27 protein-coding genes are annotated in these 26659 nt (G+C 52.7%); 19 read left to right on the forward strand and 8 right to left on the reverse strand.

Translation table 11 applies throughout. The annotated features are described in order from the left end of the window. Positions 1–21 precede the first annotated feature (21 nt). A complete protein-coding gene (locus IPJ96_09690) occupies positions 22–2190 on the reverse strand; it encodes a S8 family peptidase (GenBank protein ID MBK7910620.1) in 2169 nt (722 codons plus the stop codon). Between the two features lie 319 nt (positions 2191–2509). Between IPJ96_09690 and IPJ96_09695 the strand changes: the two genes are divergently transcribed. From IPJ96_09695 to IPJ96_09720, 6 genes are all read left to right on the forward strand, one after another. Continuing rightward, positions 2510–2812 carry a hypothetical protein gene (locus IPJ96_09695; protein MBK7910621.1) on the forward strand — a complete coding sequence of 101 codons (303 nt, stop codon included), beginning with the start codon at positions 2510–2512 and terminating at the stop codon, positions 2810–2812. Positions 2813–2820: 8 nt separating this feature from the next. Further along, positions 2821–4020, forward strand: coding sequence for an aspartate aminotransferase family protein (locus tag IPJ96_09700; GenBank protein ID MBK7910622.1), 1200 nt, complete (start codon positions 2821–2823; stop codon positions 4018–4020). A gap of 9 nt (positions 4021–4029) precedes the next feature. Beyond that, positions 4030–4707 carry a response regulator transcription factor gene (locus IPJ96_09705; GenBank protein MBK7910623.1) on the forward strand — a complete coding sequence of 226 codons (678 nt, stop codon included), beginning with the start codon at positions 4030–4032 and terminating at the stop codon, positions 4705–4707. Between the two features lie 25 nt (positions 4708–4732). Beyond that, positions 4733–6058, forward strand: coding sequence for a HAMP domain-containing histidine kinase (locus IPJ96_09710; protein MBK7910624.1), 1326 nt, complete (start codon positions 4733–4735; stop codon positions 6056–6058). A 206-nt stretch (positions 6059–6264) separates the two neighbouring features. Then, positions 6265–7074 (forward strand): phytanoyl-CoA dioxygenase family protein, encoded by an 810-nt coding sequence (locus IPJ96_09715; protein MBK7910625.1) that lies wholly within the window; start codon positions 6265–6267, stop codon positions 7072–7074. A 72-nt stretch (positions 7075–7146) separates the two neighbouring features. Further along, entirely contained in the window at positions 7147–7932 is a 786-nt protein-coding gene (locus IPJ96_09720) for an SDR family oxidoreductase (protein ID MBK7910626.1), read from the forward strand. On the opposite strand, the gene nth is transcribed toward IPJ96_09720, so the two are convergent. The 3 genes from nth to IPJ96_09735 form a co-directional block, all read right to left on the reverse strand. Beyond that, positions 7895–8584 (reverse strand): endonuclease III, encoded by a 690-nt coding sequence (gene nth / locus IPJ96_09725; GenBank protein MBK7910627.1) that lies wholly within the window; start codon positions 8582–8584, stop codon positions 7895–7897. The two genes, IPJ96_09720 and nth, sit on opposite strands and share 38 nt — an antisense overlap. 230 nt (positions 8585–8814) lie before the next feature. Next, positions 8815–9033, reverse strand: coding sequence for a hypothetical protein (locus tag IPJ96_09730; GenBank protein MBK7910628.1), 219 nt, complete (start codon positions 9031–9033; stop codon positions 8815–8817). A 67-nt stretch (positions 9034–9100) separates the two neighbouring features. After that, complete coding sequence (locus IPJ96_09735) at positions 9101–9688, reverse strand: RNA polymerase sigma factor (protein ID MBK7910629.1); 588 nt, start codon at positions 9686–9688, stop codon at positions 9101–9103. 282 nt (positions 9689–9970) lie between these two features. Between IPJ96_09735 and uvrA the strand changes: the two genes are divergently transcribed. From uvrA to IPJ96_09755, 4 genes are all read left to right on the forward strand, one after another. Next, positions 9971–12895, forward strand: coding sequence for an excinuclease ABC subunit UvrA (gene uvrA / locus IPJ96_09740; GenBank protein MBK7910630.1), 2925 nt, complete (start codon positions 9971–9973; stop codon positions 12893–12895). A gap of 78 nt (positions 12896–12973) precedes the next feature. Then, the gene (locus tag IPJ96_09745; protein MBK7910631.1) at positions 12974–13306 is read left to right on the forward strand and encodes a PUR family DNA/RNA-binding protein; all 333 of its coding nucleotides are present in this window, start codon (positions 12974–12976) and stop codon (positions 13304–13306) included. Positions 13307–13381: 75 nt separating this feature from the next. Beyond that, a complete protein-coding gene (locus IPJ96_09750) occupies positions 13382–14371 on the forward strand; it encodes a DUF898 domain-containing protein (GenBank protein MBK7910632.1) in 990 nt (329 codons plus the stop codon). Beyond that, positions 14371–15450 carry a M48 family metallopeptidase gene (locus IPJ96_09755; GenBank protein MBK7910633.1) on the forward strand — a complete coding sequence of 360 codons (1080 nt, stop codon included), beginning with the start codon at positions 14371–14373 and terminating at the stop codon, positions 15448–15450. The genes IPJ96_09750 and IPJ96_09755 overlap by 1 nt, the downstream gene beginning before the upstream one ends. Here IPJ96_09755 and IPJ96_09760 read toward each other — a convergent pair whose 3' ends face one another. Then, positions 15451–15858, reverse strand: a complete 408-nt coding sequence (locus IPJ96_09760; GenBank protein ID MBK7910634.1) for a DoxX family protein — start codon at positions 15856–15858, stop codon at positions 15451–15453. Between the two features lie 167 nt (positions 15859–16025). Between IPJ96_09760 and IPJ96_09765 the strand changes: the two genes are divergently transcribed. The 6 genes from IPJ96_09765 to lepB all read left to right on the forward strand — a co-directional run bounded on the left by IPJ96_09765 (position 16026) and on the right by lepB (position 21094). Next, positions 16026–16706: a metal-dependent hydrolase gene (locus IPJ96_09765; GenBank protein MBK7910635.1), complete on the forward strand. Its 681-nt coding sequence runs from the start codon at positions 16026–16028 to the stop codon at positions 16704–16706. 43 nt (positions 16707–16749) lie between these two features. Beyond that, entirely contained in the window at positions 16750–17565 is an 816-nt protein-coding gene (locus tag IPJ96_09770; protein ID MBK7910636.1) for a ParA family protein, read from the forward strand. After that, positions 17555–18481, forward strand: a complete 927-nt coding sequence (locus IPJ96_09775; GenBank protein ID MBK7910637.1) for a ParB/RepB/Spo0J family partition protein — start codon at positions 17555–17557, stop codon at positions 18479–18481. Before IPJ96_09770 ends, IPJ96_09775 begins: the two co-directional genes overlap by 11 nt. Positions 18482–18489: 8 nt before the next feature. After that, positions 18490–19086 (forward strand): hypothetical protein, encoded by a 597-nt coding sequence (locus IPJ96_09780; GenBank protein ID MBK7910638.1) that lies wholly within the window; start codon positions 18490–18492, stop codon positions 19084–19086. A gap of 3 nt (positions 19087–19089) precedes the next feature. Continuing rightward, the gene (gene dapB, locus IPJ96_09785; GenBank protein ID MBK7910639.1) at positions 19090–19833 is read left to right on the forward strand and encodes a 4-hydroxy-tetrahydrodipicolinate reductase; all 744 of its coding nucleotides are present in this window, start codon (positions 19090–19092) and stop codon (positions 19831–19833) included. A 94-nt stretch (positions 19834–19927) separates the two neighbouring features. Further along, positions 19928–21094, forward strand: a complete 1167-nt coding sequence (gene lepB, locus IPJ96_09790) for a signal peptidase I (protein MBK7910640.1) — start codon at positions 19928–19930, stop codon at positions 21092–21094. 229 nt (positions 21095–21323) lie between these two features. On the opposite strand, the gene IPJ96_09795 is transcribed toward lepB, so the two are convergent. From IPJ96_09795 to IPJ96_09805, 3 genes are all read right to left on the reverse strand, one after another. After that, positions 21324–22202 (reverse strand): IS3 family transposase, encoded by an 879-nt coding sequence (locus IPJ96_09795; GenBank protein MBK7910641.1) that lies wholly within the window; start codon positions 22200–22202, stop codon positions 21324–21326. Positions 22203–22210: 8 nt separating this feature from the next. Next, entirely contained in the window at positions 22211–22624 is a 414-nt protein-coding gene (locus IPJ96_09800) for a transposase (GenBank protein MBK7910642.1), read from the reverse strand. 176 nt (positions 22625–22800) lie between these two features. Then, complete coding sequence (locus IPJ96_09805; GenBank protein ID MBK7910643.1) at positions 22801–23778, reverse strand: acyl-CoA reductase; 978 nt, start codon at positions 23776–23778, stop codon at positions 22801–22803. A gap of 179 nt (positions 23779–23957) precedes the next feature. On the opposite strand from IPJ96_09805, the gene IPJ96_09810 reads away from it, so the two are divergent. The 3 genes from IPJ96_09810 to IPJ96_09820 all read left to right on the forward strand — a co-directional run bounded on the left by IPJ96_09810 (position 23958) and on the right by IPJ96_09820 (position 26554). After that, the gene (locus tag IPJ96_09810) at positions 23958–24308 is read left to right on the forward strand and encodes a 4Fe-4S dicluster domain-containing protein (protein ID MBK7910644.1); all 351 of its coding nucleotides are present in this window, start codon (positions 23958–23960) and stop codon (positions 24306–24308) included. A gap of 66 nt (positions 24309–24374) precedes the next feature. Then, the gene (locus IPJ96_09815; GenBank protein MBK7910645.1) at positions 24375–25229 is read left to right on the forward strand and encodes a hypothetical protein; all 855 of its coding nucleotides are present in this window, start codon (positions 24375–24377) and stop codon (positions 25227–25229) included. 248 nt (positions 25230–25477) lie between these two features. Continuing rightward, complete coding sequence (locus tag IPJ96_09820) at positions 25478–26554, forward strand: alanine--glyoxylate aminotransferase family protein (GenBank protein MBK7910646.1); 1077 nt, start codon at positions 25478–25480, stop codon at positions 26552–26554. Positions 26555–26659 lie beyond the last annotated feature (105 nt).

Here is a 26659-nt window from a genome sequence, read left to right on the forward strand (position 1 = left end):
GAATTGGTGTTCCCGGAATGATCAGTGCCGGATGATCAGTGGCTGGCGGCTGGTGTTACCTGCATCATCGGTGAATTGGATCAGGTAGGAACCTGACGGGAAGTTTTCGGTCGAAAATTTGAAAACACCCTGCACCATTGCGGGCTCCAGGACGAGCCTTCCGGAAATGTCGAAGATCCGAATGCGCCCTTTGCCGGCGTAGGAAGGATCGGCGATTTGAACGGTCACAAATCCATCGGCAGGATTAGGATAAACCAGCAATGCATTGTCAGGTGTCGGTTCATCCGACAATCCCACTGCGCCACAAGCGGTCATTACGCCGAAGGCATCCACCTTTCCAAAGCCCCAGGCCGCATTCGGATAGGGCCCCCAGGTCAGTGAGTCGGTCATGGCACAACCCAGGATCGCGTCTTTGATATCCTGATAAGTAGCTCCCGGATTTTTTTGGAGGTAAAGCGCTGCAACACCGGCAACCACGGGAGCTGAAGCAGAGGTACCGCCTCCCGTCACATGATAGCCGCCTGGAGCGACCTTCCAGGGCTGAGCCGCGATCATCCCGGGAATCAGGGTAGTCACTCCGGTTGAAAGGATATGATGACCGGGAGCACAGATATCCGGTTTGATCCTGCCGTCGCGCGTTGGTCCGCGGCTGCTATTCTCGGCTAATTGCCGCGGGCGGTCACCGGGAGAAACCTGCAAGGTACCGTTGTAGTCGATGTGGCGATCGGTATTGTAGTAGTTGCCGACGGTCAGTACCTCATCCAGGCAGGCAAAGCCACTCACGATCGACTGGTTAGTATCGGGCGGATTGTAATTGACGATATCCGGAAATACTCCGGGAGCCGGAAGATTCTGGAACACCCAATCGAAGGTCCAGGAATCAAAATGTCCGTTACCGGTTGTTTCAAAACGCCAATGGTATGTCGTTGAATCCGGGATCACATAGACTTCGAGGGAATAGACTCCATCGCTCTCGGAACCATAAAGCTGGATCCGGCCAATTCGATTACCGCCATTGACCAGATTCAGGTTGACCAGTCCAAGTGTATTCTGGATGTTCCGGAAAGCGGTACGTCCACGGAAGGAAAAATCAGGCGTGACCTTATCGGCTCCGATCGCGAAAGATATGTTGTTGAAATCGGCCGTATCCGCGAAGATCTGGCAATAAGCACCCGGGATCCCGCTGTTGTATTTGAACCAGGAAAAGGACGTGTCGCCTGCCGTTGTTGTTGTACCCACATGAAACGGATAAACAATACCCACATTCCCGGCGGCGGCAACCAGCGCTCGTCCAGGTTGCGCGATGATGAGGTTGCGGATGTATTGCGACTGGAGATCACGACCGTCGTGTGAACCGTAGTAATCGCCCAGCGATGCATTGATCACGCAGGGTTTTCCCAACAGCGCTGCCTTATCGAAGATATACTCAACAGCATGCGCAACGCGCGGCAAGGTGTCCTGGGCAGTGAAGTCATAGTTGACAACAATGATGTCACTCTTCGGGGCTACACCCTGGAAATGCCCGACCGACGAACCGTCACCGGATCCGATACCGGCCACATAGCAACCGTGACCATATTCATCCTGTCCGGTGTGGGCGGTGGCCAATCCCGCTTCGATGCCGGCTTTGTCCCATTCCTGTCCGTAGCCATAGGGTTGCGGCGTGTTCGAACTGACCGGCAACTTCGTATCCCACAGCCACAATACGCGCGACAATCCGAGGCTATCCTGGAAATCGGGATGCGCAAGGTCTATTCCTGAATCGATGTAGCCGATGATCACGCCGGATCCGTCATACGCCTGCGACAAGGGGGAAATTCCCTGATGTACTTCGTCGACCCTGCACAGGTACCGCATGGTATCGTTCATCGTACGCATCCTTCCGGAGTAGGCTTCGATCCGTTTCACGGCTGAAAGCCGGGTGAGCCCGGCAATGGAGTTCAACGGAGTTTCGATCCAGGCAATGTCGCCGGCTGAATTCTTAAAGTGACCACCGTGGGTCTCTGTGTAGGTTCGAATAGCTGCGGGGTCACCTTTGACCAAAACCGTGATCGTGGCAGAACGTTCGGCTGTCGCGACTTTTCGGGCAAGGCCCAGATTCAGTTTTGCTTCGGGAACCTGTGCTCTGGAACTCAAGACCGAGAGAACGATGAACACCGTCGTCAGAAAACTCGAAAGATTACGGATCATTTCAACTTATTTTATCAAAGTTAAACATCAACCACCCATCTGAAGTTGCCTTTTAGCGTGATTTCCTGTCATTCGGATGGAAAAAATCAACTTAACCGAAGGCTTATCAGTAACCTGACTTACCAACACCCATCTAAAAACGAGCGAAATTCACAATTGCCTGTTGATAGATGAGTTCCCCACGACTATATTTGTTCAGGAATCACACACTCCCCTTTCACCGTTTGCATCTGTGCGCACTCGCCATCCGGGCAGTGATGTGCGACGGTGAACGACATCAACCTGTACTTATCACCTTACTTACTTAACTCATCACACCATGAGAACTTCGGTTTTCCAGTACCCGTACGAAAAAGTGTTTCGTCGCACCCGTGGCGCCCTGAACCGCCTTGGCATGCGCGTTACCAGCATCGACATGTTGCGCGGCAGCATTTGCGCGGAAAGTTCCTTTTCGCTCAGCAAGCCCAGCCTGAAGATGGACCTGATCGTAGAAGAAGTTGAAGGACAGACCACCCGTGTTACTGTTCGCGGACTCCTGCTTCGCCAACACTTCTTTCAAAAGCGCAAGGACATCGAATGCAGTGAAGCCGAATTGCTGGAAGCACTGGCTACCGTCCTTTAACGGGCGAAGTGGACAATCCGGCACCTTCCACCCTTCGCGAAGCGTTTTTCCGTCATGTGGCACAGACGAGTCTGCTGCCGCCCGGCTTGGTATTTTCCCATGCGGAAGGATGCGAGCTGATTGATCCTGACGGACGCCGCTACCTGGACCTGATTTCCGGCATTTCGGTCAGCAGTCTTGGGCACGGGCATCCGCGTGTCCGCGAAGCGATCCACCGCCAGGCGGATCGTTTCCTGCATGTCATGGTGTATGGAGAGTTTATCCTGTCACCGCAGGTTGAACTGGCGAGCGAACTGACCAGCCTGCTTCCGGCATCACTGGGCAGTTGCTACTTCACCAACTCCGGGTCCGAAGCGGTGGAGGGCGCGTTGAAACTGGCCAAGCGAGCCACCGGACGAACGGAGCTGGTTTCGTTTGAAAAAAGTTACCACGGCAGTACACATGGCGCCCTGAGTATCGGTGGCGCCGAATGGCAGAAACGTGCATTCCGTCCTTTGCTTCCCGACGTTCGCCAGTTACCGTTCAACGATCTGGTCGCGCTGTCGAACATCAGTGAACGGACCGCAGCCGTCATCCTTGAACCCATCCAGGCTGAAGCCGGGGTTCGTGTCCCTGACCCGGGCTATCTGCAAGCTGTCCGAAAACGTTGTGACGAGACCGGCACCCTGCTCCTGCTCGACGAGATCCAAACCGGCATGGGACGAACCGGAACTCTCTTCCGGTTTGAAGCGGAAGGAATTGTTCCGGATGTCCTGATCCTGGGTAAGGCGTTCGGCGCTGGCTTGCCGTTGGCCGCCTTTCTCGCTTCACCGCAACTCATGCGAACACTGGCGCATGATCCGGTACTGGGGCACATCACCACGTTTGGTGGTCATCCGCTTTCCTGCGCTGCCGCGCTGGCGGGATTGCAAGTCACGCGCGAGGATCAACTCCACCAGCGCGCCCGTGTTGCCGGTGAACAGTTCATGAAGCGGTTAAAACATTCACGTATTCTTCAAATTCGAGGCGAGGGATTATTGTTAGCTTTGGATCTCGGCAGCGAAACCCTGGTACAGCGTCTCATTCCGGAACTTGCCGCACATGGAATCATATCCGATTGGTTCCTGTTTGCTCCGGATTGTCTTCGGATCGCTCCTCCGCTCATCCTGGATGAAAGCGGCATCGAGCGGGCCTGTACCACGATCCTCGACTGTCTTGACGCACTCTGAACACTTACAATGAACGTACTGATCGTAGAAGACGAACGCCAGCTTTCACACGAGATCGAGATCTTCCTTTCCAAGCAAGGATATCATTGCGATGTGGCATTCAGCGGCAAAAGCGCATCGGAAAAAATCTTCGTCAACTCGTATGACTTCATCCTGCTCGATGTCGGACTGCCGGATACCAGCGGTTTTCAGCTTCTAAAAGAAGCCAAGGAAGGCGGAAAAGATGCCGCTTTCATTCTCATCACCGCCCGCGGTTCCATCGACGACAAGATCACCGGACTTGACCTCGGCGCCGATGATTATCTGGCTAAGCCTTTTTCGTTGCTCGAATTGCAGGCCCGGATGCAGGCGATCCTGCGCAGAAAGCACGGACTTAAGAACAACACCATCCCGATCCACGATTTCGTGATGGACATCCAGAACCGGACGCTCTTGTTCGGCAAGGATACGGTCAACCTCACCAAGAAGGAATTCGACATCCTCCATTACATGGCCCTGCACAAGAACCGGGTCATCACCCGGGTGCAGTTGACGGAACATATCTGGGGCGACATCCTGGAAGAAGACTACGAATCGAATTATATCGACGTACACATCAAGAACCTGCGCAAGAAATTATCCGCGCACGCCAATGCCGATTTCATCGAAACCGTCCGCGGCATCGGTTACCGGTTGAACATGCCTTGAGCTGCGGCCGGACAAGGATCCTACCGTGAAACTCCAGGTCAAGCTCGCACTCTACAACGCCATTTCGAAGGCGCTGATCATTTTGGCCATCGGCCTGGTGATCCCGCTCATCATCGAACGTGTCGTGCTACGTCATATGGACAAACGTCTGTTGGCTCGCCGCGACAAGATGATGATGATGATCGGAAAGGGCGGCTTGAACGAGATCACCCTCGATCAGGATTGCAGCTTCGACTCCTACTCGGTCTTCAAAGAAGAATACGTCTCGATTTCTCCGCTCACCGCTTATCCGAAGGACTTCGGTAAACCGAGTTTTCGGGACACCACCCAGTTGATCGAAAACGAAGCGGTCAAGCACCGCGTACTGCGTCAGGCGTTCCTGTACGACAACCAGCTGTACCAACTGCAGATCGGGGAAGGCATGAGCACGATCGATCAGCTCAACCACACCATTCGCAATTTCACGGTCGATTTGATGCTGGTGGTCGTTCTGATCTCCATCTTTCTCGATATCGGTTTTGTCCAATTGATCCTGCGGCCGTTCAACCGCATCATCAACGAGAAGTTGCGACAGATGAATCACCCGACCGGTTACCGGCCGGTGAGCATCAAGACCAACACCTACGAATTCAACTACCTCGACCGTTCGATCGACGAGATGATGCAGAAAGTGCAGGAGTCGTTCCGGACAGAGCGGGAATTCATCACCAATGTATCGCACGAATTGCTGACGCCGGTATCCATCCTGCGTAACCGGGTCGAGAACATCCTCAACGATCCCAACGTCCCCGAGGAGATACAGGCCAAGATGGTCGAATCCCAGAAGACCTTGTCGCGGTTGACGCGGGTGGTCAAGGCACTGTTGTACATCTCGAAGATCGATAACGACCAATATCTCCGAAACGAAGAAGCCGACCTGCAGGAATTGATGACCGACGTCGTCGCCGAACTGGAAGACCGCGTGCACGAAAAAGACCTGCGATTAGTTCAGGAATGGGTCGATCCCTTCGTCGTGCGAAACTGCAACCGATCCCTGTTGCATACCTTGTTGCTCAACCTGGTATCCAACGCCATCAAATACAATAAACCCGGAGGCAGAATATCGATCCGTGGCTGGTCGGGTGAACAACATTACGTGCTGACCATCCAGGATAGCGGAGTCGGGATCCGGGAGGAGCAACTCCCGTTCATCTTCGACCGATTCAAGCGCTTCCGTCCGGAAGACGGCATGAGCTATGGCCTGGGGTTGCCGATCGTTCGTAGTATCGCCCAGATCCACGAAATCGATGTAGATGTTCAGAGTGAACCCGAGGTAGGCACCACCTTTACCCTTCGATTCCCATTAGTCTGATTCTCTAATTCCGGATGCACCTTCCTTTCCAGCCACCGAAGAATCCTTAATAGAGCGTTAAATTGTTGAAAATCAAGAATAGACAGTTTTGGAAGTAACTATTCGAAGGCCTATTTTTGCCCGTATAGGGGGTTCACAGGAAGTTATTTCTGCGTGTATTCCTTTGCCGGTCTACAACCGGTCCAATACTCTGACCTAAAAAGCTGATGAATAACGCATCCTATCCGAAGTTCAAGCTGGGTGACCAACTCACACCGGAGCAGATCGCATTCTTTAACAAAAACGGCTTTATCCATTTCTCCGGCGTAGCCAGTCCGCAGGAAGTGGCCGATATTATCCGGTCTACCGAGGACATCCAGTCGAAATGGATCCGGGAAGGTGTGAAGAAGATCAACGGCGTTCCGATCAAATTCGGAATAGACGAGAATAACAAGACCATCGTTCATCGTTTTTGCTTCACTTCCCAGTACTGTGAACCTGTCCACGCGTTTGTGAACAGTCAGCGGGTGAAGGCGCTCAAGGTGCTGATGCCTGATGGCGCTCGTATCGCCGAGAATGAAAAGGACGGCGTGGTATTCAATCATTACGTCAATACCGACAACAGCAATTTCCGCCAGATGGGCTGGCATACCGACAGCATGCGCGATATCTTCTACGGCAAGAAGATCATGCCCATGTTGAACGTAGGCCTTTACCTCGACGACTCATCTTCCGACAAAGGCGGATTGCGCATCATCCCCGGCACGCACAAGCAGAACCTTTTCTCCATGTTGTTCAAGAAGGCCTACTTCATGAACAACGAAGAAGACAAGAACGAGATGCTCGTTGACGCAAAAGCCGGCGACATGGTCGTGCACGATGGTCGCATCTGGCACCGCGTCGCGATGTCGCCGCACAAAGGCGCGGCTTCCCGTCGCCGTGTCATGTACATTCCGGTCATTCTTGGAAAGTACCAACCGAAAGACGACGGCAGCCCCACTCCGCTCTATCATCACTTCCAAAAGCTGGTCCGCTAAGGAAGCGATTCTTCGATAAAGAACAGAAGACCGGAGCCAGCATGTGGTTCCGGTTTCTTTTTATCCTTCAACATGATTCAATCCTACGCAATCATCACCGGCGCCAGTAAGGGAATCGGTCGCGCTATCGCCCTGGAACTTGCCCGCCGCGGCTATTCTTTGCTGCTGGTCGCTCGCTCCGCGACACTGCTGGAAGAAACCGCGGCACTTGCCCGAAAAGCCGGAGCAGCGGAGGTACGTCCGATGGCGCTGGACCTCACCCAGGCTGAATCGGTTACCGCCGTTTTGCAGGAAGTGCAACGGAACAACCTGCCGGTGAACGTTCTGGTCAACAATGCCGGATACGGCGCCTGGGGCCGCTTCGACACACTCAGCCTGGAAGAACAGGACGCGATGATGCGCATCAACATGCACGTACCGGTGGAGCTCACACATGGATTGCTGCCCTTGTTGAAATCCCGGCAACCGGCCTACATCCTGAACGTCGCTAGCACCGCTGCCTACCAGGCGGTCGCGACCCTGGCCCTTTATGCAGCTTCCAAGGCATTCATCCTGCAGTTCTCCCGGGCCTTGCGGATTGAGTTGAAGAAGTCAGGTGTCTCGGTGACCTGCCTGAGTCCGGGACCGACCGAAACAAATTTCATGTCGCAGGCCGGAATGCATCATCCGAAGATGATCCAACGCGCAAGCAAGTTCAACATGACGCCCGAAGCCGTGGCGAAGTTTGCCGTGAAAGGGTTGTTTGCCGGAAAGAACGAGATCATTCCGGGCGTCACCAATTCGGTGTCGGCTCTGCTCACGCGTTTTGTTCCGAAGGCGCTCACCGAGAAGATCGCGGCGGGACTTTACGAGGTCTAATGTCCTTTTTCTTCAGGAAGGTCGATTCGAAATACTTGCAGTAGCGGGTGAGTCCGCAACCTTCGCAGGCGGGTTTGCGTGCGATGCAGACATAGCGTCCGTGCAGGATCAGCCAGTGGTGCGCGATGGCCAGCTTGTTTTCTGGGATGAATTTTACCAGTTGTCGTTCCGTCTGTAAGGGGTTCTTTGCACGCACCGTCAGGCCCAGCCTTGCCGAAACACGAAACACGTGTGTATCCACCGCGATCGCCGGCAAGTTGTACACGACCGACGCGATCACGTTGGCGGTCTTCCGTCCTACTCCGGGGAGTTGCACGAGTTCCTCTACAGAGGAAGGCACCTTGCCCTTGAATCGCTCCACCAGCATGCGCGCCATGCCGGCCAGGTGTTTCGCCTTGTTGTTGGGATAACTGATGCTGCGGATGTACGGAAAGATCTGATCCGGTGTGGCCACCGCCATGGAAGCGGCATCCGGGAAGGCCGCGAACAGTGCCGGCGTGGTCATGTTGACGCGTTTGTCGGTGCACTGGGCCGAAAGGATCACAGCTACCAGGAGTTCGAAAGGGTCCGTGTATTCCAATTCAGTCTCCGCGACGGGACGCTCCTGCTCGAAATAGCGGATAACGCCTTCAAAACGCTCTTTCCGGGTCATGCTGCAAAGATAGCAGGCCGACGTTCACCCTTTTCCAGGGTGCATTCACAGGGATAAATATGCCGGAAACCTAAAAATCTTGAGCTGCGGATGGCCGTGAAATATCTTCGATTCATTAACAATTACACCTGCCTATGCACTAAACGAACGAGAAACACACAAGGTCAGAGAGAAATAAAAACAGCGGGAACCATCCCGCTGTTTTTATTTTCACCCCGATTGAAATTTTCTCAGGCAACCGCCAGGATGCGGGAAACCAGTGCATCCGATGGTCCGGGAATTTTGGTCGCATCCAGCGCGGAGATCACCTCCAGCACTTCGGAGTACGCGTCCGCCGTCAGCGGGTCGCCGTCGATTGCGCGTTGAACCCGGTCGCTTTCTGCCAGTCCGGTTTCGTTACACGCGTAGAGATAAAGTTCGAGGGAATTGGGAGTAGAGCGTTGGCCCATGCAGTTTGTTTTGGTATGACTGCATAACGCCTGCCCGACCGGCATATTTTGTAGCCGGGGACTTTTTTTACCCTTTCACCCGATGAGGCTCTTTTTTCACCATTTCCCGCATTTTCAGGATCGCATAGTGCATCCGGCCCAGAGCGGTGTTGATGTTGATGTCGAGCACCCTGGCGATCTCCTTGAACGACAGACCGCCGTAGTGGCGCATGATCACCACCTCCCGTTGCTCGAACGGCAGCCGTTCCAACAAACTGCGGACAAAGGCCAGCTTTTCGTCGTGAATGATCTGGTCGGCCGCGTTGCGGTTATTGGCCGGGATGATATCGAACACGCTGAAATCGTCCGTATCCCGCTGCATGGGCATCAGCTTTTCCTTGCGGAAGTGATCGATCACCAGGTTGTGCGCGATGCGCAAGGCCCAGGGCAGGAACTTCCCCTGCTCGCTGTAGTGCTTGCTGCGCAAACTCTGAATGATCTTGATGAAAGCCTCCTGAAAGAGATCGTCGGCCAGATCCCGGTCGCGGACCAGAAAGAAAATAGCCGAATACACCCGCTGTTTGTAGCGGTTGATCAGTTCGTTAATGGCTTGCTGATTGCCCTCTTGATAAAGACGCACAAGGTCTTTATCCTCCATCCGTTGGAATGATACCATAGTCGCTTCTGCTTAATAGAACGGTGAGTCGTCTTATTAGAGTAGATGTAGCGCTATGATTCCTCCTTTTATAGGGCGTTGTGGGTAAAAGAAAACGTAGCCGGATGGTTACGTTTAATCAAATGTAGCGAATGGTTTTGAGAAAAGCAAATGCGGCCTTCGATTATTCCGGCTTTTTTCAACAGGAATCTTACATTCTTCCAACCTTTCCCTTACACAAGGCAGGGGGATCCGCCAAAAAAGGCCCTTTTTCAGTACCTTCGCAGATTGCCAAGACGCTTTATGTCGAACGTTGATAAACTGGATCCCCGCGATTTTATCGTAATAAAAGGTGCACGCGTCCACAACCTGAAAAACCTGGATGTAGCGATTCCACGCAACCAATTCGTGGTGGTCACCGGGCTTTCAGGATCCGGGAAATCTTCCCTTGCGTTCGACACGCTGTATGCCGAAGGGCAGCGTCGCTACGTCGAAAGCCTGAGTTCTTATGCACGTCAGTTCATCGGACGGATGGACAAGCCGGATGTGGATTACATCAAAGGCATTTCTCCGGCGGTAGCCATTGAGCAAAAGGTCAACACCCGCAATCCGCGTTCGACCGTCGGGACTTCCACGGAGATCTACGACTATCTGAAATTGCTCTTTGCCCGGATCGGACACACCTATTCACCGGTCAGCGGACAAGAAGTCAAGCGACATAGTGTGGATGATGTCGTGGATTTCCTGATCGCCTTCCCGCAAGGTACCCGGGCGCAGCTGTTCGCTCCGCTCCTGCTCCATCCCGGCCGAACACTGGAAGAAGAATGTAACGTACTGTTGCAAAAAGGCTACAGCCGTTTGCAGGTCAACCAGGACATTCACCGGATCGAAGAATTGCTGCAACCGGATCAGGCGCTCTTCCTGCGTCAGCTTTCCGAATCGCTGGGCATTCAGACGGCTCAGGTCAAAGCAAGCGGACGAAAGAAGAAACAGGAATTGCCCGTTGAGACCGGTGGTCCGCGCTTTGCACGCCATTTGTGGGTCCTGATCGACCGCTTTGCACTTGAATCCGACAACGATGCCAACCGTTCGCGTATCGCCGATTCTATACAGACGGCGTTTTACGAGGGACACGGCAGTTGTAAAGTGTTCGTACAGCCGGAAAATGGAGCAACCAGCGAGCATGATTTCTCGAATCGCTTCGAGCTCGACGGCCTTGAATTCGAAGAACCCAGCACTGCGCTCTTCTCTTTCAACAATCCTTACGGCGCATGTAAGAAGTGCGAAGGATTCGGTTCCGTGATCGGCATCGACGAGGATCTGGTCATTCCCGATAAAAGTTTGTCGGTGTACGAAGGAGCCATTGTCTGCTGGCGCGGCGAGAAGATGCGCGAGTGGAATGATCAACTGGTCAAGACCGCCTATAAGTTTGATTTCCCGATCCACCGGCCGGTTTTCGAGCTGACAACGGAAGAACGCGCGCTTTTGTGGAACGGAAACAAGTATTTCAAAGGGATACGGGAGTTTTTCGAATGGGTGGAGACACAAACATACAAGATCCAGTACCGGGTGATGCTGAGCCGTTACCGCGGCCGTACCACCTGTCCGGAATGCCGCGGAACTCGCCTTCGGAAAGACGCAACCTATGTCAAGATCACCGGCCGATCGATCACGGACATTGTGCTGATGCCGGTGAGTGAAAGTCTCCGGTTTTTCCGGGAACTGCAACTGAACGCCTACGAGCAGGAAGTCGCCCGACGCATCCTGCTGGAGATCACGAACCGTCTCCAATTCCTCAGTGATGTCGGACTCGGCTACCTGACGCTCAACCGCCTGTCGAATACCCTTTCCGGCGGTGAGTCGCAGCGCATCAACCTCGCAACTTCTTTGGGCAGCAGCCTGGTAGGCAGCATGTACATCCTGGACGAACCCAGCATCGGACTGCACCCGCGTGACACCCAGCGCCTGATCCAGGTCTTGCTTAGCCTTCGGGACGTCGGGAATACATTGGTGGTGGTTGAGCACGACGAAGAGATCATGCGATCGGCCGATCACCTGATCGACATCGGCCCGGATGCGGGACGACTCGGAGGAGAACTGGTATATGCAGGAACGGTCGAAAAGATCGCGTCGGAGACCCGCAGTTATACCGGCAAGTACCTGAGCGGTCAGGAACGTATCCCCTTACCGTACCGTCGACGGAAGGCCACCAGCTATATCAAATTGGAAGGCGCCCGGGAAAACAACCTCCAGAACATTACCGTGAAATTCCCGTTGGGGCTCATGACCGTGGTGACCGGTGTGAGCGGTAGCGGAAAGACATCCCTTGTACGGAAAGTGCTATACCCCGCTCTCAAGAAGATCCATGGAGGCTTTGGTGATGAGAGTGGCTTGTACGACAAGATCAGTGGCGACTACAACAAGCTTTCCGCCGTCGAGCTGGTGGACCAGAATCCGATCGGAAAATCCTCGCGATCCAATCCGGTCACGTATGTCAAAGCGTACGATGAAATCCGCGCTCTGTATGCCGACCTCCCGCTTTCGCGAGCAAGGAAGTACAAGCCGGCGCATTTCTCGTTCAACGTGGAAGGCGGTCGGTGCGAAGTGTGCGAAGGCGAAGGACAGGTGACGATCGAGATGCAGTTCATGGCCGACATCCACCTGGTTTGCGAGAACTGTGGCGGTAAGCGATTCAAGCAAGAGATCCTGGATGTCAGCTATAAGGGAAAGAATGTTGCCGAACTGCTCGATATGACCGTCGACGAAGCCATCGAGTTCTTCAGCTCACCGATCAAGAGCTTTGGAAACGACGGAAAGATCGCGACGAAACTGAAGCCGTTGCAGGATGTCGGGTTGGGCTATGTGAAACTTGGACAATCGTCGAGCACCCTGAGCGGTGGGGAAGCCCAGCGGATCAAACTGGCCTCTTTTCTGGGCAAAGGCAACTCCCACGACCATACCCTCTTCATCTTTGACGAACCCACTACGGGCTTGCATTTCCACGATATCCGTAAGCTGCTGCTGGCCTTCGACATGCTTCTGGAACAAGGTAACAGCCTGATCATCATTGAACATAACCCGGATGTGATCAAATGTGCCGACTGGGTGATCGACATGGGACCGGAAGGCGGGGTCAATGGCGGGCAGGTCGTCTTTGAAGGTACTCCGGACGAGCTGGCCAAGGCGGAGGGTAACCATACAGGGCACTTCCTGCGCGACAAACTATGAGGTTAAAGGGCCGGAAAGTCGTCCTTGCGCATTGGATTTATTTTCTATTTTTGCTCAAACCCTTACACAACTGCCCGTATGTCGGAGCATAATCATCACCGCGAAGAAGTGTTTTCCAAATCCGTGCGTGCCGGAAAACGGACCTACTTTTTTGACGTAAAGAGCACGCGATCCAATGAGTATTACATCACCATCACCGAGAGCAAGAAGCGGATCGGTGACGATGGCAATCCGTTCTTCGAGAAGCACAAGATCTTTCTCTACCGGGAGGATTTTGACAAGTTCATGGACGGTATGCGGGAAGCGATGAATCACGTCGTGACCGTTCAACCCGAGCCTCCGGTGCATCATCACAATCAATCCGGTAACAGTTCTTACTCGGATGTCGATTTCGACGATCTCGGTAAGTGATCCGGATAACCCCTTCTCAAGCCCCCGATCAGGGGGCTTTTATATTTCCGCTATTCCCTACTCCACACTTTCACCATGGAAAACGTCACCAACACCGATGCCGGTTCTCACCTGGCGCCACCCCCTACCCGCAACTATCGGCTGTCATTCTCCGGTAACGGAGGAGAATATTTCGGCATCATCATCGTCAACTGGCTGTTGACCGTCATTACACTCGGGTTGTATTACCCCTGGGCAAAGGCGCGTGAACTCCAGTACCTGTACGGCGCGACGGAATTCGAAGAGAACCGCTTCACCTTCCACGGTACCGGCAAGGAAATGTTCAAAGGGTTCATCAAAGCCCTGATCATCTTTGGCATATTGATGGCCGCCTTCATCGGATGCGCGTTTACGAACCACCCGCTGCTGGGATTGGTGATCTTATATGGCGGACTGTTCGCACTGATTCCGCTGGCCATACACGGCTCCTACCGTTATCGCATGTCCCGGACTTCCTGGCGGGGTATTCGCTTCGGCTACCGGGGCGACCGGAACGAATTGTTCGTGAATTTCTTCAAGTGGATCTTCTTCACCGTTATCACCTTCGGTATCTACGGCGCCTGGATGAGCATGAACCTGCGCAATTACGTCCTGAACAATGTGCGTTTCGGCAACATGAAATTCCGCTACAAGGGAAACGGAGGCGACTACTTTGTCCTGAACCTGAAGGGCTACTTCCTGACCATTCTGACCTTGGGCATCTACATTGCCTGGTGGCAGCGTGACTTGTTCAACTATTATGTCAACAACCTGAGCCTGCACGATGAGGAACGGGAGGTTAAGTTCCGTTCGACGATTACCGGCGGGGGTATTTTCGGAATGGCCATCGTCAACATCCTGATCCTGATCTTCACGCTCGGACTGGGCTATGCCTGGGTGGTGACCCGTAGCCTTCAATATGTGTTTCGGAACATCCAGCCGGAAGGCACGATCGACTTCAACCGGCTGGAACAAACCGAAGCCCAATACACCGACGCGACCGGGGAGGATATTTCCGACCTGCTCGACTTCGGTTTCGTGATCTGATGTCGGGTACTGCGGGAGGAATTCACTTCGACGGAAAGAGCGCCGTTCCGAGGACCGCCCGGTTGGTGATCCAGGAGGATCATGACGTGCTCGTACTGCACGATGAAGGCGGAACCGCTCGCTTTATTCCACTGTCTGATCTGGAAGTTGAAAACACATCCGGAGTATTTCGCTTACGCTTTGGCGAAAACCCGGAAGAATCGCTGGAGATCCGGGATGAATCGTTTCGGGCCGAACTACTTCAAACGCTTCGTCGCAAGGGGCACCAGGGAATCTATTCCCGACTCGTACACGGCGGCGCCGGCTTGCATCTGTTGATCGCCCTGCTGTTGATCGGTGGCATCGCCTTCGCCTATTGGTTTGTGGTACCCTGGGTGGCGGAGCGAGCGGTCAGCCTGTTGCCGGAGCGCTACGACTCGGCCATGGGCAGCACCTTTTATGACAGCTTCGTCGTCGATGAAGAAATCGACTCGGTGAAGACCCAGGCACTGCGATCTTTCGCGGCTCAATTGAAGCTACCAGCGAGCGATCGCCAACCCAAGTTTACCGTCGTTGTTTCCAAGGAAGAAAACGCCTTTGCCCTGCCTGATGGAAACATTGTCGTTTACAGCGGCATCCTGAAACTACTGGATCGCCCGGAACAATTGGTCGCCCTCATCGGTCACGAGAACGCGCACGTCACGCAACGACACTCGATGAAACTCCTCAGCCGGAGTCTTGCAGGCTACCTGTTCATCTCGGTTGCCTTGAGCGATGTCAATGGCGTGATGGCCGTATTGGCCGACAATGCGAATGCCTTGCGCAATCTATCCTACTCCAGGGCTTACGAAAGCGAAGCCGACCGGATCGGGCTGGAAACTTTAATGGCGAATGACATAGCGGCGAGCGGAATGCGGGAGCTCTTTGAAAAACTGGAAGCGCATCACGATCTCTCCATCCCCGGCTTCCTGAGCACCCACCCTGTAGGCAACGAACGCATCGCGGAGGTGAGGGCATGGGAAACGGAACATCCTTATACGGCATCAGGAAAAAATGCCGGACTTGACTCGCTGTTCAACGTACTGAAACAGGGACGCTGATCAACCGGCTACGAGTATTCCGAAAAGCGCCAGGAGGAAATACGGCACCAGGGCCGCCGCGCCTGCATAGTCTTTCGCGATCCGTTGACCGAAAAACAAACAGAGAAATACCAAGGCCGGTAAATAAAACGCGCAGAGAATGATTGGACTCCCGGGATTCGTCCATTGCAACAGCAGAGCAACAACAGACAAACCGCCGGCGATCAACTCGAGCATCGTTAACAGCAGTAACATCGGTCGGCCCCAACGGGCCAAAGGCGAAGTCGCGAAATGACTTTGATGAAACCCGAGATTATCCTTCCAATTCAGCAGCTTATCCAATCCTGATTGAAGAAAGAGTACGGCAAAAAAGGCCGATTCCAATACGATGATCCAGTGGGTGGCAGATCCGGTCAGCGTCGGGTGCATTGGAAAAAGATACGGGTAAACGGGTGTCTTCCCAGACCGAATTCACCGGATTGATCAACAGACAAGTGTTACAATTATTGCCCTAAAAGGCCGTTTTTTAGTCGTTTTGTTGGTAACTTTCAAGGACTTATAACCGGCAGTCCGGTTATCTTTGCAGGTCACTGATTATGCGCATTACCTACTACGGCCATTCGTGTTTTTTGGTTGAAATAAACGGAAAAAAGCTGCTTTTTGATCCGTTTATCAGCCAAAACCCGCTGGCATCAAACATTGATTCAGGAAAGATCGAAGCAGATTTTATCCTGGTTTCACACGGTCACGCTGACCATACCGCCGATCTGTTGAGCCTGGCGAATCAGACCGGCGCTACTGTTGTTTCGAACTGGGAGATCTGTTCCTGGGTTCAAAGCAAGGGTTACAAAAAGGTCCATCCGATGAACATAGGCGGTCATTGGATCTTCGAGTTCGGCAAGGTCAAATGTGTGAACGCGGTTCATAGTTCCTCGCTTCCCGATGGGACCTACGGAGGGAATCCAATGGGTTTCCTGATCGAGACACCCGATGGGAAGTTCTATTATGCCGGAGACACCGCGCTGCACCTCGACATGAAACTGATCGGTGATTACAAGAAGATGGATCTCGCCTTCCTGCCGATCGGGAACAACTTCACGATGGGCATCGACAATGCCGTCATCGCGTCGGACTTTATCCGCTGCGATCGCATCATTGGCATGCACTATGACACCTTCGACATGATCAAGATCGATCATGACGAAGCGAAAAAGAAATTCGATTCAGCCGGCAAGCAACTCACCCTGATGCTGGTCGGTCAAACACTGGAGCATTGATCCTACGGTAGCTCTACCAGCAACGATAATAGAAACACACGATATGGGCAAGATCATAGCCATCGCCAACCAGAAAGGCGGCGTCGGAAAGACCACAACGGCGATGAACCTGGCCGCCAGTCTGGCGGTATTGGAGTTCAAGACGCTGCTCATCGACAGCGATCCGCAGGCGAATGCCACCTCCGGCGTCGGCTTCGACCCGCGCACGATCAAGACGAGCATTTACGAGTGCATCATCAACGAGGTGAACCCGAAGGATATCATCCAGAAGACCACCACCCCGAACCTTTTCCTCATTCCGTCTCACATCGACCTGGTCGGCGCGGAGATCGAAATGATCCACCTGCCCAACCGCGAGCGGAAGATGAAAGAAGTGCTCGAGCAGGTGAAGGACCAATACGATTTCATCATCATCGACTGTTCTCCATCGCTGGGTCTCATTACCATCAACGCCCTGACGGCGGCCAATTCGGTGATCATCCCGGTACAGTGCGAGTACTTCGCCCTGGAAGGTCTGGGCAAACTGCTCAACACGATCAAGATCGTACAGAGTCGTCTGAACCCCGAACTGGAGATCGAAGGCATCCTGCTGACCATGTACGATTCCCGTCTGCGACTCAGTAACCAGGTGGTGGAAGAAGTGAAAACCCATTTCCAGCAGATGGTATTCGACACGATCATCCAGCGAAACACCAAATTGGGCGAAGCGCCGAGTTTCGGTCAGACCATCATCATGCACGACGCGACGAGTAAAGGTTCGGTCAACTACCTCAACCTTGCCCGCGAGATCCTGCAGAAGAACAACCTGACCAAGATCAAGGAGTCGGACAAGAAAATCCCGGTGACCGATGAGCAATAACAAACGCAGCGCACTGGGCCGCGGACTGAGCGCCCTGCTCGAAAGCGCCGAGACCGACGTCACGACCCGTTCATCAGGAGCCAATGCTCCCACGCCAACCGGCGTAGTGGGTTCCGTGGCCGTCATTCCCCTGGAGCAGATTGAACCGAACCCTTTTCAGCCCCGGACCGAGTTCAAGCCGGAGGAACTGAAAGAGCTTTCCCAATCGATCAAGGAACAAGGCATCATCCAGCCGATCACGGTCCGCAAACTCGGCTACGATAAGTACCAGATCATCTCCGGCGAACGGCGTTTCCGTGCTTCCAAGCTGGCGGGACTGGAAGCCATCCCGGCCTACATCCGTGTAGCGAATGATCAAGGCATGCTGGAAATGGCCCTGGTCGAAAACATCCAGCGGCAGGACCTTAACCCGATTGATGTGGCGATCAGTTACAAACGTCTGATCGAAGAGTGCAGCCTTACCCAGGAACAACTCAGCGAACGGGTTGGGAAGAACCGCACAACGGTCACCAATTTCGTCCGCCTGCTCAAATTGCCGCCCGAGATCCAGGCCGCACTGCGCGACAACCGGATCACGATGGGACATGCACGTGCGATTCTCGGAGTTGACGACATAGGTCATCAACTGCTGCTTTTCAAGGAAATCCTGGAAAAGCAATTGAGTGTCCGCGACGTGGAAGAACGTGCCCGCCAGGCTTCCGGAAAACGAAGCCAGCGTGAAAGTCAGAGCGCATCAGGTTCCGGTCGCTCCGCTTCGCAGCAGCAGTTCGAATATGAAAAGATCCGAAAAGTTCTTTCCAGTCACTTCAGCGCCAAAGTTCAGTTAAGTCATCAGTCAGACGGTTCCGGTAAGATCACCATTCCCTTCGGGAGCGACGAAGACCTTAACCGCATCCTCGAACTGTTGAACTATTGATCTACCGGATGACGGCAAGCAGGATCTACTCCCGATCGCCGTTCCCGGCATTTCGTCCCTGCTCCACTGCCCTGCTCCTGCTGCTGTTGTTTCATGTAACACTGCAGACTTCGGCGCAAGAACGGACTGACCAGGATTCACTTTCGGTTCTTCAGAACAAACGGGCCAACCGGGCGGCCTTGTCATCGGCCCTTCTTCCGGGCGCCGGCCAGATCATGAACAAGAAGTACTGGAAGTTGCCGATCCTCTATGGCGGACTCGGAGCGCTCGTATACTTCGCAGGTACCAATCAGCAGTATTACAAGGACTACAAAAGCGCCTATGCAGCACGGATTGATACGGATCCCCTGACGGTTGACGCGTATCCCCGACTGAGTGCCAGCGATCTTCAGGTAAGGAAGGATTACTATCGTCGTAACCGGGATCTCTGTTATATCCTGGGCGGTGTTGTTTACATACTGAATATCGTCGACGCGTATGTGGACTCCCAACTGCGCGACTTTGACGTCTCCGACCAGTTATCGTTATCCATCCGTCCGGGATTGCTGGATAGTCGGCAAGCTGTTCCTGCGGCGGGTTTTCGTTTTACCCTGACAATTCCCTAAACCATGAATATCGCGTTGATCGGATACGGTAAAATGGGAAAAACCATTGAGCGACTTGCGGAAGAACGCGGTCATCGTATCGTGCTTAAAGTCGACCGTGAGGAGATCGCAGCACTCACACCCGAAGCGCTAAAGGCTGCGCAGGTCGCGATCGAGTTTACACAACCCGATGCCGCGGTCGCGAACATCTACCGGTGTTTCGATGCAGGGATCCCGATCGTTTGTGGCACCACCGGCTGGTACGAGCACAAAGCGGATGTGGATGCCCGCTGTAAACTGGGTGGACATACCCTTTTTACAGCCTCCAACTTCAGCATCGGGGTCAACCTCCTGTTCGCTATCAACGAACGGTTAGCCGAGCTCATGAATCGTCAACCGGCCTACCGCGAAGTGCTCATTCACGAGACTCACCATTTGCAGAAGCTCGATGCTCCGAGCGGTACCGCGATCTCGCTGGCCGAGCAGATCGTCGGTCGCCTCGACCGCTTGCACGCCTGGCACGCCTATCGGCATGATGAGAGCGTAACTGCAGGTCCGGAAAGTAAAGGCGAGCTACCGGTGTTCTCTTCCCGGGAAGACGATGTTCCGGACACCGATGTGGTGAAATACGTCTCCGAAGCCGATGAACTCGAACTCATCCACAAGGCCTACAACCGGACCGGCTTCGCCACAGGAGCCCTGATGGCTGCCGAATGGGTGGTTGGCAAGCGCGGGGTGTTCGGCATGAAGGACTTATTAAGTCTTTGATGTGTAAATTTTAACACCCCATTAACCGCCAAGGGTGCAAGGCGGGGCTACCTTCGCACGTTAACAATTCGCTCCACGCGAAAAACAATTCAATATGGCACGATTCCGCATCAATTGGGACCTTATTAAAGACATTGTCTTCGGAATTTTCACCGTCGGTGTCTGGTTCCTGCTTAAACCCAAACCGGGGCAACGGAAATCCGCCACACGAGAATGGATCGACGCGATCATCTTCGCTGTCATCGCGGCTACGATCATCCGGACTTTCCTGATTGAAGCCTATACCATCCCGACTCCATCGATGGAAAAATCCCTCCTGGTGGACGATTTTCTGTTCGTCAGCAAGGTCAGCTATGGCGCCCGGGTACCGATGACGCCGCTCTCGTTTCCTTTCGCGCACAATACCCTGCCCTTGGTAGGCGGTAAATCCTACCTCGAATGGATCAAGATCGGTTATCATCGCTTACCGGGATTCGGTAGTGTTCATCGCGGAGATTGCGTGGTCTTCAACTGGCCTGCTGAAAACGAAGGACGACCGGTCGACAAGAAAGAAAACTACATCAAACGCTGCGTCGGCATTGCCGGCGACACCATCGAGATCCGGGATCAGCAGGTGTACATTGACGGGCAATCGCAACCCCTGCCGGAGCAGGCACAATCGAGTTACCACGTCATTACCGATGGCACGGGATTCAGCGAACAGGCCGTTCAACGACTTGGCTTGCGTCAGAGCGGCGAGCAGATCTCACCGGTTGAATACAGTTTCCACATGACGAAAACGGGTGCTGAAGAAATGAAGCACTTCGGGAACGTAAAACTGGTGGAACAAAATCTGATCCCGAAATCGGCTTATCAGGACTTCATTTTCCCGTTCGATCCCCGCTTCGGTTGGAATGTTGACAATTTCGGGCCGCTGTGGATTCCGAAAAAAGGCGCGACCATCAAGATCGATTCTTCCAACATTGCGTTGTACCGAAAGGTGATTGCCGATTACGAAGGCAATCAACTCGAAGAGCGGAACGGACAGATCCTTATCAATGGAAGCCCGGCAACGAGCTATACCTTTAAGATGGATTACTATTTCATGATGGGCGACAACCGCCACAATTCAGCCGACTCACGCTTTTGGGGTTTCGTTCCCGAAGACCACGTAGTCGGTAAAGCCGTCATGATCTGGATGAGCCTCGATCGGAATGCGTCCTTCTTCAACAAGGTACGCTGGGGACGGTTGTTTCACTTTATCGGGGGGTATGGAGGCTAGTAACTGGTAACTGGTAACTGGTAACTGGTAATTAGTAATTAGTAATTAGTAATTGGTAATTGGTACGTTGGGATTGTAAACTAGAAATTAGTAACTAGTTACTAGTTTCTAGTTACTAGTTTCTAGTTACTAGTTGTCAATGCCTAACTAGGGTTGACCGTTTTTAGTAACTCGTTTGATTGTTATTTGCCATTAATACAGCTGGATTCTGAGGTCTGGTTGCTCAGATTTACACGGGGCTCGATGCCCCGGTAAATCTGGTATTTGCCGCTAATGACGCTGTCATCTTCGGTACTGGTTGCTGCTGCAATTTTACCCATTCTAACTCAAAGGTTGTGGGTGATTTTCTCTTTAACGCTTTATGAGGCTTTTCCTGATTGTAGAGTGCCACCGCCCGGTCAACCTCCCGTACCAGATCTTCAAAATTGTTGATTGTTCGGTGCCGTAAGTAGTTGTTCTTTATCACGCCATTGATTCGTTCAGCTTTTCCATTCTCCCAGGCATATTCGCACATACTATTCTGCATCTTCAGTTGGCTCGTATAGTCTAAAAAATCCTTGGCGTAATACTGGCCCCCGCCATCCGAATGCATGATAAGCCCTGATCGTATAGAGTCTCCTCGCGTCTTTACAGCCATGCGTAATGCTGGCAAGGTGGTATCAACGGTGTGCAGGTTCGCTGACGCCTGGTGACCGACAATCCTGCGGGAGAAGGCGTCTACAATGAAGGTGAGGTAGTAAAACCTGCCATTCACTTCCAAGTAAGTGATATCACTTTGCCACACCTGATCGATTCCGGTAACCGTCATTCCCTCAAGTAAGTTGGCGAATCGGATCACCCCGCTGCTATCGGTCGTACGATGGAAGTTGCGCTTGCGTACACTCCACAACCCCTGCACTTTACACAAGTGCTCGAACTTGTCTCTGCCCATATGAGAAGGAAGGATCTTGTAGTACATATCCCGCATCCCCATGGTCGGATGATCCTTCCTGACCTGGTATACAACCCGGAGCAATTGCTCTTGCTGGTCCTGATTCCTCATGTAAACGTCTATGAGCTTGTGTACGGCCTGCTTGCTGATGCCGATACTTTGATAGAAGTAGTTCAAACTACAGCTTAGCCGTTCTCGCCGGAACCAGAAGTATCGGATAGTTGCGAGCCTAGCTTTTTTTTTATGTCAACCCGGTACATTTCTTCTGCTATCTCGATCATCTTGTCCTTGAACTCCAATTCGATCTGCTTTTGACCTAATTTTCGTTCCAACTCAGCGATCTTTCTCTGAAGTTCCAGGAGCTTGCGCGTGTCGCTTTCACCCTCTACGATCAGCCGTTCTTTCTTCTTTGCCATACTCCCAAATTTAGCGATCCAGCGATAAATCGAGGTCCCGGACACCTGATACTGTTTACTTAGGTCACATACCCGGGTAAGGCCGGTTTCTAGCTCCTGAACCTTCTTTCGCTTAAAATTCTCACTAAACGTCCGCTGAGAGCGCTGCTCCAGGCTTAATTCGTAATCCTTTCTGGTTGCCATGATTTGGTCGATTTTATGGTCAACCTATTTCAGGCACTGACAAGTTTCTAGTTTCTAGTTTCTAGTTACTAGTTTCTAGTTACTAGTTTCTAGTTACTAGTTTCTAATTACCAATTACTCCTGACTTACGATTGACAATTACTTTTTCTGTATCCGCCCTCAATTAAAAGCTTTCTTCAGGCTAATCCCAGCAGAAATTCTACCGTGTCAACGCCATCGGCGTAGTCCCAGAGGGATGGGAACTGGGTAGTGCCGAAGCGGACAAAGGATAAGGTGTCAGGATTTCCGGCTTTCAAGGCCTCTTCCGTATTCTTCGAGCAGACAAGGCATTGCAATTTTTCGGCTTGCTCATGAAGGTGGGAAGCCAGGGTCGGAAGCGATGCGTACCGTTCAACATGCAGAACGCCGATCGGAGAAGCGATGGCCGGATCTTCCCTGAGCAATAAGAAGTTGTTTGAAAGGAAAGGCAAGCTTTTCATGAGGAACACCGTGTTGTTGTAGTCCACGTTGTTCATGTACTTGTTATGACTCATGACATCGGCATAGCCAACCTGAGCCGAAAAGAAATCATCGAATTGATAGTCAGCCGGCACGTAGAGTTTTGATATGTTCCGGCAACCCAGGCCGAAAAAACGAAAGATATCGTTTCCCAGCGCCGTCAGGTCCGCTGCGGTCTCCTGTCCGGTCAGAACTGCTACACCATTCCGGTTCTTGCGGATGATGTGCGGGTATTTTCCAAAGTAATGCTCGAAGTAACGCGCGGAGTTGTCACTACCGGTGGCAATGACAGCGTCCATACCCTGGAGCCTTTCGACAAATTGAATGCGGGATCGCAAAGCAGGGTCCGCCTCGATCAACTTCTCGGCCATCCAGGGTAAAAGGAATGAATCATCGGAAGCATTCTTTCCGATATAGGCATGACCGGTGATCAAGACCGTCAGAAGGTCGTGCAATCCCACCAATGGGATATTGCCCGCATTGATGACACCAATCACTTTGGAGGACCGCGATTGTCGTAAAGCCGGGTAAGCGTTTAACCACCTCTGAATGGCATCGGGTTGCAGACATTGTCCCCAGGCCTGAAAAGCCGCAACCACCTGTTCCCGGCTGAACCAGGGATTCTTGACAGCGACCGCTCGCAGCCGGGTTTCGATCTCCTCTCCCAACTCTGGCCTATCCCCCTGATTTCCAGCCGTTTGGCGAAACCAGGCACCTAAATGTTCGATGGCTTGGAGGGACATAGTGTCTGATTTTTGCAAAATTTTGAAGGGAAGAAATTCTGTTTAATTTTGTTCCCCGTTACGAAACCTCAAAAGTAGAAAGGAAACACCGTATGGCCATCAAGATTACCGAAGAGTGCATCAACTGCGGCGCCTGCGAACCCGAATGTCCGAACAACGCCATTTACGAAGGCGGAGCTGAGTGGCGCTTCTCCGACGGCACCTCGCTGAAGGGTATGGTGAAACGCATGGACGGTTCCGAGATCGATGCGAACGCCGCCCAATCTCCGGTTGCCACGGATATTTACTACATCGTTACGGATAAGTGCACGGAGTGTGTCGGCTTCCATGACGAGCCGCAGTGCGCTTCGGTTTGTCCCGTCGACTGTTGTGTTGATGATCCGGACTTCCGCGAATCGAAAGATGAACTTTCAGCCAAGAAGGATCGCATGCACGCTGCATGATCCGACTGTTGATCGAATAAAAGTAACCGCGGTGCGTTCTCGTACCGCGGTTCTTATTTTTACTCCATGTCTCTGGGACGAATCTCTTTCCTCCTTTGCTGCTGGTTGGTTGGACAACAAGCAGTCAAGGGACAAACCGCCCGACCCTTTCCCCTATCGGCCGACTCCGTAAATAGCCTTGTCAAGTCCCTTCAACGCGGACCGGATGACAGCACCCGGGCTGCGGCGAATATGATCTTTCGTCAGCATTTACAGGAGTACTTAAAGGATTCTCTCAGCTTTTCAGCTCCTCCCTATCAGGGTGCATCCAACCTGGGACTTGTGGAGCCGGAAGACAAGCGCTTTCGTCTGTATTCATGGGTAGTTCCGTCGTATGCCGGTGACGTTTACCATTTCCATGGCTTCCTTCAGGTTCGTGATCCGAAGTCGGGATCGATCTCCCTGTTTGAACTGTCCGACTCCACTACGGTGATCCTTAAACCCGAGTCAGAGAAACTGAGAGCCAATCGCTGGCTGGGCTGCGTTTACTATCAGCTCGTAACGGTGAAGAAAGGCTCGCGAACTTTCTATACCCTGTTGGGCTGGAAAGGGAAATCGGAACGGCAAACACAAAAAGTGATCGAAGTACTTTACTTTGAAAAGAACGAACCGCGTTTCGGCTACCCGCTTTTTCGTAACGAAAAAGTGTACAGCAGTCGACGGGTATTCACCTTCAACTCCATGGCCAGCATGGCGCTTCGCTATGAAGCGGGGAAACGGATGATACTGTTTGATCATTTGTCAGGCGGCATCGACGATCCCATGTCGGGACCCGACGGGCGATACGACGGCTACCGATTCAAACGCGGACGATGGAACCTCATGAAAAACGTAGATATACGAGGCGACCAGAAAGGCGGGCGGAAGGGTGTTGAGCGGTAGAGATTGGAGATTAGTAATTAGTAATTAGTAATTAGTAATTGGTAATTAGTAATTAGTGACTTGTGATGGGGTTTTTAGTCAAAAACGGACAAGAAGATAAAATTTCACTCATTACTGTTTACTATTCACTATTCACTGTTCACTGTTCACTCTTCACCGTTTGCCAATCGCATTTGAACAGTTACGCCGAATCTTCCCTCCAAAACTCGTAAATTTGCGACCCTCGACCGAGCCGGTCCAGCTTAAAAATGGAAATCAAAAAACTCTTCATACCGGGCCCTACCTACGTTCATCCTGACGTCCTGGCCAAGATGGCCACACCGCCTATCGGGCACCGCACTGCGGAGGCCAGTGCATTGCAGCGCGGCATCAGCGAAAAGTTGCAGCAGTTGATGTACACCACCAACAAGATCGTTTTGAGTACTTCTTCAGGTACCGGTTTGATGGAAGGGGCCATTCGAAGTTTGACGCAAAAGAAAGCGATCGTATTCTCGGTTGGGGCGTTCGGCAAGCGTTGGTGGGAACTTGCTCGTCTCAACGGCATCGAAGCCGACCTGCACGAGGAAGAACCCGGACATCCGACTATGCCGGAGACCGTTGAACATTACCTCAAAACCGGCCAGTATGACGTGGTGACGGTTACCCATAACGAAACCAGTACCGGCATCCAGAATCCAATCGAGAGCATCGCAGAGGTTGTCTCCAAGTATCCGGATGTGATCTGGCTGGTCGATACCGTCAGTTCGCTCGGTGGTGTAAAGGTTGAAGTGGATCGATTAGGAATCGATGTTTGCATTTCCAGTTCACAGAAAGCACTGGCTCTTCCACCGGGTTTGGCTTTGGCGAGCATTTCACCGAAAGCGGAAGAGCGTCTGAAGGCTATCGGTCCAAGAGGATATTACCTGGACCTGGGTACCTTGGTGAAGTATGTCGACGAGAAGGACTATCAATATTCCTGTACTCCCTCCATCGCACACATGTTCGCGTTGGACTTTCAACTTGACCGAATTCTAAAAGAGGGTCTGGAGAATCGCTTCATCCGGCATGTCGAGATGGCCGAATACATGATCAACTGGGCTTCCCACTTCTATCGGGTGTTTCCTCAGCCAGGCTTTGAATCGATGACCGTCACCTGTATCGAGAATACCCGCAAAACCGACATCGGCGCGCTTAACAAGTCCTTACGTGAACGCGGCATGCTCATTTCCAATGGCTACGGAAGTCTAAAGGACAAGACCTTCCGCATCGGACACATGGGCGACCTGACACTCGAGGATATGGAAGCGCTTACGGAAGCGATGGAGGAGATTTTGGGGTTGAATTAAATAGTGAATAGTGAATAGTGAATAGTGAATAGTGAACAGTGAACAGTGAACAGTAAATAGTGAATCCTGCCCGCCGTAGCTATAGCGAAGGCGGGAGTGAATCCT

Source organism: Bacteroidota bacterium, from assembly GCA_016713765.1.
Classification (GTDB): Bacteria; Bacteroidota; Bacteroidia; order AKYH767-A; family 2013-40CM-41-45; genus Pollutiaquabacter; species Pollutiaquabacter aromativorans.